This window comes from Methylobacterium sp. WSM2598 (assembly GCF_000379105.1).
Classification (GTDB): Bacteria; Pseudomonadota; Alphaproteobacteria; order Rhizobiales; family Beijerinckiaceae; genus Methylobacterium.
This window is the reverse complement of record NZ_KB900609.1, coordinates 2450932-2457100: the sequence shown is the minus strand read 5'-3', so window position 1 is coordinate 2457100 and position 6169 is coordinate 2450932. Positions and strand designations below refer to the sequence as shown.

At 65.1% G+C, this 6169-nt stretch carries 4 protein-coding genes and 1 pseudogene; 3 read left to right on the top strand and 2 right to left on the bottom strand.

Features of this window, described 5'->3' with window-relative positions:
- Window positions 1-501: 501 nt before the first annotated feature.
- Window positions 502-1701: an IS256 family transposase gene (locus MET2598_RS0111485; RefSeq protein WP_018260926.1), complete on the bottom strand. Its 1200-nt coding sequence runs from the start codon at window positions 1699-1701 to the stop codon at window positions 502-504.
- Between the two features lie 222 nt (window positions 1702-1923).
- On the opposite strand from MET2598_RS0111485, the gene MET2598_RS41005 reads away from it, so the two are divergent.
- Complete coding sequence (locus MET2598_RS41005; RefSeq protein WP_157182132.1) at window positions 1924-2229, top strand: hypothetical protein; 306 nt, start codon at window positions 1924-1926, stop codon at window positions 2227-2229.
- A 168-nt stretch (window positions 2230-2397) separates the two neighbouring features.
- Here MET2598_RS41005 and MET2598_RS39020 read toward each other — a convergent pair whose 3' ends face one another.
- The gene (locus MET2598_RS39020) at window positions 2398-2847 is read right to left on the bottom strand and encodes a hypothetical protein (protein WP_084673994.1); all 450 of its coding nucleotides are present in this window, start codon (window positions 2845-2847) and stop codon (window positions 2398-2400) included.
- A 917-nt stretch (window positions 2848-3764) separates the two neighbouring features.
- On the opposite strand from MET2598_RS39020, the gene MET2598_RS0111480 reads away from it, so the two are divergent.
- Both MET2598_RS0111480 and tnpC read left to right on the top strand, forming a co-directional pair.
- A complete protein-coding gene (locus tag MET2598_RS0111480; RefSeq protein ID WP_012335229.1) occupies window positions 3765-4970 on the top strand; it encodes an ABC transporter substrate-binding protein in 1206 nt (401 codons plus the stop codon).
- 123 nt (window positions 4971-5093) lie between these two features.
- Window positions 5094-6066: pseudogene (tnpC, locus tag MET2598_RS36345) on the top strand (IS66 family transposase); the annotation flags it as partial.
- Window positions 6067-6169: the final 103 nt, after the last annotated feature.

Here is a 6169-nt window from a genome sequence, read left to right as displayed (position 1 = left end):
CATCTCGCGGCGGAACTCCGCCGGGTACGGGGGACGGGGTCTCGGCATGGCAAACACACCTCACGCGAAAGCGCTCTCGGTGCCCACCGATCCGGGGCAATCCCACAGTCCCGCCGTCGTTCCCTGGGGAGGGTTCCGCGTCCGGCTCCGGTGGCAGGTGCGGTGGCGGAATGCGACCTGGGTTCGGCGGCGTCCGCAGCCCGGCGTCCTCGTCTGCCGGCGGCAGGGGTGCTTCGCGTGGCTCGGGCATGAACGGGCTCCTTCTCGAAGACCAAGCCCCCGCCTCGGGGCGGGCAGCCCTCCCAGGCGTAACAGGCTACGGATCGCGCTACACCTCGTGCGAAACCGTTTGCGTCGACTTCGAGCGGCACAAGCGGTCCGTCAATCGAACGGATGGCGGCTGCAACCCACAACGCTAGTGGTCCAAATCTGAGATCGTGTCCCCAGGGGTGGTGTAGCTGCGGCGTGGCGGCCACGGTCACCGGGCGTGGCCGGGGACGATCAAGCTGCCAGGGTGGGCAGGCTGACAAAGGGATCATCGCCGATCGGGGCGATGCTTTCCAGGGTCATGGAGCGGGCGCGCTGGACGGCCCACTCATCGTTCTGCTCGAGCAGGAGCGCGCCGACGAGGCGGGTGATGGCCGCCTCATCGGGGAAGATGCCGACCACCTCGGTGCGCCGCTTGATCTCGCCGTTGAGGCGCTCCAGCGGGTTCGTGCTGTGAAGCTTGACCCGATGTGGGGCCGGGAAGCCCATATAGGCCAGCACGTCGGGTTCCGCCTCATCCATCAGGGCTGCGAGCTTGGGCACCTTGGGTCGGAGTTGGTCGGCCACCCGCCGCCATTGCTGACGGGCGGCCTCGGCGTCGTCCTGGGCGAAGGCGGTGGCGATGAAGGCCGACACGACGCGCCACCCGCTGCGGCCGGCGTGGGCGAGCACGGTCCTCATGAAGGGGACGCGACGCCGCTGCCAAGTCGCGTTCATCACCTTGGCGACCGACGCCTTGAGGCCCGTGTGGGCGTCCGAAATCACCAGCTTCACACCGCGCAGGCCGCGGCGCGCCAGCTTGCGCAGGAACCCGGTCCAGAACGTCTCGGCCTCGGAGGGGCCGACGTCCATGCCGAGCACCTCGCGTCGGCCATCGCTGTTCACACCGACCGCCACGATCACGGCGACGGAGACGATGCGCCCGGCTTGGCGCACCTTCACGGAGGTCGCATCGATCCAGAGATAGGGCCACTCCCCCTCGAGCGGCCGGTCGAGGAACGCGCCCACGCGCTCGTCGATCTCCTGGCAGAGCCGGCTGACCTGGCTCTTGGACACGCCCGTGCCGCCCATGGCTTGGACGAGGTCATCCACCGAGCGGGTCGAGATGCCCTGGATGTAGGCCTCCTGGATCACCGCCGTGAGTGCCTTCTCGGCCATCCGGCGCGGCTCCAGGAAAGCCGGGAAGTACGAGCCCTTGCGCAGCTTGGGGATGCGCAGCTCGACCGTGCCGGCCCGCGTCTGCCAATCCCGGTCACGATAGCCGTTGCGCTGGACCAGCCGCTCGGCGCTCTTCTCGCCGTGGGCCGCCCCGGTCAGGCCGCCCACCTCCAGTTCCATCAGCCGCTCGGCCGCAAAGCCGATCATCTCGCGCAGCAGGTCGGCGTCGGCGCTCTTCTCCAGCAGTCCGCGCGGGCTCATCATCTCGTCGGTCATCGGAGGTCTCTCGGGTTCGAGGTTGGTGCTCACACCCCGACCCTACCCGGCAACCGCCGATGACCACCCCGCGAGAGAGCCCGCCTGCTTCAGCGCTGTGAGGGCCGCGCAGACGGGCTCTCTCGCTCCCGTCGAGCTACACCACCGCCAGGGACACGACCCGTCGTCCGTCGTCGTTGCGATCCCTGGCGAATCGCGTCGAGCGCATGAGGGGGCGAGGACATGGGCAACGTCATCAAGCAGCGCGATCGCATGCGCGATCGATCACGCGCGGTGAGCGAGGCGCGGAAGCTTGCGCGCTCGGGTCAGTACGAGAACCACATAGGCATCGTGGCATTGCTCCAGGCCGAGGGGCTTGCGGCCGCCGCACCGTGTTGGTTCGCAGATGCGGCTTTTCTGGTGCAGCTTGACCGACTGCGCGCCTTCGCTCGCGCCAAGACAGTCGGAGAGCCTGTTCCCATCGTGCGTTCCACAGGCCAGTCTTCTCAGACCATGGAGGCACCGGCAGTCGTCGCTACGAGGAGATAACAGAGACCAAGTACTCAGATGTTTTTGACCAAACCAGACAAGGATCTTCGCGCGCTGGTGTTCATGCGCCAACGGGTGTCTGATTTCAAAGTGCCTTTTGCTGCGGCACCCGTCGATGGAGTGCCATAACGGTTATACATCCCGCCAATTCAGACGCTCGTGCATTCATTAGGCTGTCTTGGTCGCGTCTTTTCGTTGGTACTCCTCTGGCGGTTGCGGGTTGTTGGCTGGGTTTGTGTCATGTTTTGAGATGCGCTCGATTGTGCCGCCAACAATCAGAGGCTGCAGGTCCACCTCGAGTGCTTCCGCTTCTTCTTTGCTGTATATGGCTCTCTCGCCGATATGGATAGCAAAAGCCTTCAGGTGCTTCGCCCGTTTCACAGGATCCTCAATCGTCGCCTTGGTCCAGGCGTAGAGCGGGAAATGGTCCACGCCGTGCCGCTCCGCTTCAGCGACGTAGTCCGAAAACGCATCGAACTGGCATTTCAACGAGGCAGCATGCTTCCTCAAAACGCGGCTGAGCGGGACGAGCGCTGAACAGCTCGGATCGCTCCGAGCGGCCTCAACACTCTCATCGGGAAGGTAGATCCGCAGCTGATATTGCCAAGCGTCACTCATGGTGTGAGCCATTCGTGGGCGGAAACGGGCCGCCATCGTGAGCCTTAGCTAGGGCTGGGTCAATCTGTCCGTCAGCGATGCGTGCCGGAGGTGGGACGGCAGTGCCGCTCTTCTCTGGTCGTGACGTCACCGTGTTCAATATGCGAGTAGGGGAGGGGACCGCGCTGAGGACGAGGCCGGATCCGGCCGCCTTCTTGCTAAGTTAGTCCCGCTTACAGTTAGCGGCGACTAACTCTCTTGGTCTCCATGCGCCCTCTGCGCTCGGCGATCCCACGCGACGGGCGTTGATCTGGACGAGTGCAAACAAGAATTCAGGAGCGACGCGGGATGGTCATCTCTTATTATAAATCACAACAAAGATATGGCGCGATCGTGTCTGGCTAACGACTGGCCGTGAGGTGCTCAATTATGTTGGTGATTTCCAGGTCGCTTGCGGCTCACATCGGTCGCCGGGCAGGGGCAATAGGTGGGGCTGCGAGTGCCCCGCGGGTGTCATCGCAGGGCAGAGATGCGCCACTTCCAGACATTCGACCGGTGCCGCTGGAATGGCCGCTAAATATCCGATAGCGGCCCTTCGAAGTCAGCGATTGCCCCTCTTGCACTCCCGCCGATTCGCATCAGGCGGGCGTATGGAACACACTCCCAAGCGTCCTTCGCGAAAGTCTGGATGGACCGCTCGTTTGAGCAGGAGCGAAGAGTTTCGAAAGCGCACGCCGACGCGTGGCTCAGGCTCGCCCACGTGGGGCCAAGCCGTCGAGACCTGGCGATCGGGACGCCGGATAAACCTTGTGCCATGCAGGATTAAAGGGTGGTGATGGGTTCTAACCGGGCAGCCGGCGGCCATCGTCGAGCTTGACGATCGCGTACCAGCTACCACTTTCTGCGTTGAGAACAGGCGTAGGTCGGAGGGCACCGTGATGAACCTGAAGCAATTGCTGCTATCTGCCGGATGTTTTGCGCTATCGACGGTACCTGTCTTGGCGCAAACAAGTGTCAAGGTCGGCGTCCTGAACGACATGTCTGGCGTCTACTCGGATATTGGCGGCAAAGGCTCCGTCGTTGCAGCGCAACTTGCTGCAGAGGATTTCGCCGCAATCAGCAAGGATGTCAGCGTCGAGATCGTGTCCGCCGATCACCAAAATAAACCGGATATCGGCGCGGGTATCGCCCGGCAATGGTATGACAGGGATAGCGTCGATGCGATCCTGGACGTGCCAACGTCGTCGGTTGCGCTCGCAGTCAGCCAGATCACGCGCGAGAAAAACAAGATTTTCATCGACTCGGGCGCTGGTAGCACCGACCTGACCGGGTCGCAGTGTTCCCCCAACACTGTGCACTGGACCTACGACACGTACGCGCTCGCGAACGGCACGGGCAGCGCCATGGTCAAGCGCGGCGGTGACACTTGGTTCTTCCTGACGGCAGATTATGCCTTCGGACAATCGCTACAGAACGAGACCGCCGCAGTCGTCACGCGAAGCGGAGGAAAGGTTGTCGGCTCCGCCAAGGTGCCGTTCCCAGCCAACGACTTCTCGTCCTTCCTGCTTCAGGCGCAGGGATCCGGCGCCAAGGTGATCGGGCTCGCGAACGCGGGCGGCGACACCATCAATGCCGTCAAACAGGCCCACGAATTCGGCATCACGCAGGGCGGGCAGAAGCTCGCGGCACTGCTTTTTTACGTACTCGACGCCAAGGCACTCGGCCTCGAGACGGCGCAGGGGCTGGTGCTCACCGAATCTTTCTACTGGGACCTGAACGACGGCACTCGGGCCTTCTCGGAACGCTTCGCGAAGAGGGCGAACGGCAACATGCCGACCATGAATCAGGCCGGCGTGTACGCGGGCCTGCTGCATTACCTGAAGGCGGTCGCGGCGACGAAGTCGAAGGATGCAAAAGTCGTCATGGACTGGATGAAGGCGAATCCGACCGACGATCCGCTGTTCGGCAAGGGCACAATCCGGGCGGACGGCCGCAAGATCCACGACATGTACCTGTTCGAGGTCAAGAAGCCGGCCGAGTCGAAAGGACCGTGGGATCTATACAACAAACTCGCGACGATCCCCGGTGATCAGGCCTTCAAGCCCATGAGCCAGGGTGGCTGCCCGCTCGTCGGCAAGACCTAACGAAGGCCGGGCGGTAATTACCCACGGGGTGCGCGCGAGCGCGGCGTGACCCACAAGCGAGGCCGCTGGAGGGAGCCTGCCGCGCCTCTTGCCGGAAGCCGATTTCGCTGATTCCCTCGTGAGATGGGCCGCAGCGAACTGGAACGCCTGAGCAAGGAGGAGTTGATCGAGCTGGTGCTGCGCCTGCAGCGCCCGGAGAAGACCTCGCGCACCTCCTCCAAGCCGCCCTCCACGGATCGCAAGGAGCGGCGCGAGCAGGCCAAGCCCGGTGGCGCCAAGCCGGGTCACGAGGGGCATAGCCGCGCGCTCAGTCCCGATCCTGACGAGGTCGTCGCCCACCGCCCGGGTCAGTGCCCGTACTGCGGCGGTGCCCTGGCAGCGGACCTGCCGGCCGAGATCGTCAGCGTGTGCGAGCGGACCGAGTTGCCCGAGGTGACGCCCGTCGTCACCCAGCATCAGCGGCTGGCGGTGCGCCGCCCGTCCTGCGGGACCCGCGTTGTCGCCCCGGTGCCGCAGGCGGCGGCCAGCACGCCGTTTGGCCCGCGCCTGCACGCGGTGGCGACCTACCTGAAGACCTTCCAGGGCCTGTCCTACGGGCGTCTGCAGGCCGCGCTGGCCAACCTGTTCGGGCTGACCCTGAGCCAGGGCGGGCTGATGAACGGGCTCGCGGCGGGCCCGGGGTCGGTTCGTGGGAGGCCGTGAAGCGGCGGTGCCGACGCTGCGCCGAGCCGCAGTGGTGGCCTCGGACGAGACTGGCGTCCGGATCGAAGGCAGCAACTCGTACCGCTGGGTCTCCCGCTCGGACGAGGCGGTCGTTCATCACGCCGCCCCGACCCGAGCCGCCGCGGCGGTGCACGCGATGATGGATGGGCACCGGCCCGCGGTGTGGCTGTCGGACCGCTACATCACCCAGCAGGGGCACGGCGTGCGGCACCAGACCTGCCTGGCGCATCTGGCCCGTGACGTCGCCTACGCGGTGGAGGTCAGCGACGACCCGGTGCCGCTGCGCCTGCAGTTGTGGCTCGGGTCCGTGTTCAGCCTGGCCGAGCGCGTCATCGACTTGGCGGCCTCGACGCTCTCGGCCAAGCGCCGGGCGCGGGACTGTCAGGAATTTCGTGTGAGGGCGGCGGGTTGACCGTCAGGCCGCCATGGCCCGGGTGAAGCGCTCGCCGAAGATGACGGCGAACTGTGCCTTGGCC

Bases quoted from the DNA above. Each gene is read 5' to 3' on its own strand.
- MET2598_RS41005 (WP_157182132.1), top strand. From the start codon at position 1,924: ATGGGCAACGTCATCAAGCAGCGCGATCGCATGCGCGATCGATCACGC.
- MET2598_RS0111485 (WP_018260926.1), bottom strand. From the start codon at position 1,701: ATGACCGACGAGATGATGAGCCCGCGCGGACTGCTGGAGAAGAGCGCC.
- MET2598_RS0111480 (WP_012335229.1), top strand. From the start codon at position 3,765: ATGAACCTGAAGCAATTGCTGCTATCTGCCGGATGTTTTGCGCTATCG.
- MET2598_RS39020 (WP_084673994.1), bottom strand. From the start codon at position 2,847: ATGAGTGACGCTTGGCAATATCAGCTGCGGATCTACCTTCCCGATGAG.